This window comes from Halorubrum sp. Atlit-26R, assembly GCF_003666015.1.
Lineage (GTDB): Archaea > Halobacteriota > Halobacteria > Halobacteriales > Haloferacaceae > Halorubrum.
The window spans coordinates 1-500 of record NZ_QPLT01000422.1 but is presented as its reverse complement, the minus strand read 5'-3'; the positions used below and the strand labels follow the sequence as shown (position 1 = coordinate 500).

At 38.2% G+C, this 500-nt stretch carries 1 protein-coding gene; it reads right to left on the bottom strand.

Annotation, left to right across the window (positions count from 1 at the left end):
* Positions 1-285, bottom strand: a 285-nt coding sequence (locus DVK07_RS24105; protein WP_233565585.1) for a hypothetical protein, incomplete at its 3' end; no start/stop codon positions are given.
* Positions 286-500 lie beyond the last annotated feature (215 nt).

The window sequence follows — 500 nt, the reverse complement described above, 5'->3', positions numbered from 1 at the left end:
CTTATTCCCCAATAGTTTCAATGGGAAGGAAGCAACCGAACAAGAAGCTCCCAAATACATCATTACGCTGGACAACTGAGAGGCCATCTCACCCATTCCGCTAACAACGTTTGAGAAAGGCGAATTCAGAGTTTCCACCGGAGTAATTTCCGCTCCATAAAATGCGTTAAATACAATAGACACCAAAATAATTATTAGTCCAGAATACAACAAGCCAACATTGCATATAGCACTTAATCGCTTGTTAAATCTTGTAAATGCACCATTTTTTGTCTGTTTTGTCACAAAAGCAATAGCGCATGACATTATCAAAACAGCTACAATAAACCCTAACATATTACGCCCCCAAATAATTTATTATATTAACACCCGATATACACTACATTACCTTTATTTAGGCATCGCAATCAAATGCCCGTAACTTGTTTGGAATGATCAGAGAATTCAAAACACGTTCAGTCTCGGTAAAGTTAGTTTCGACCTGAGTCAACCGCTCAATG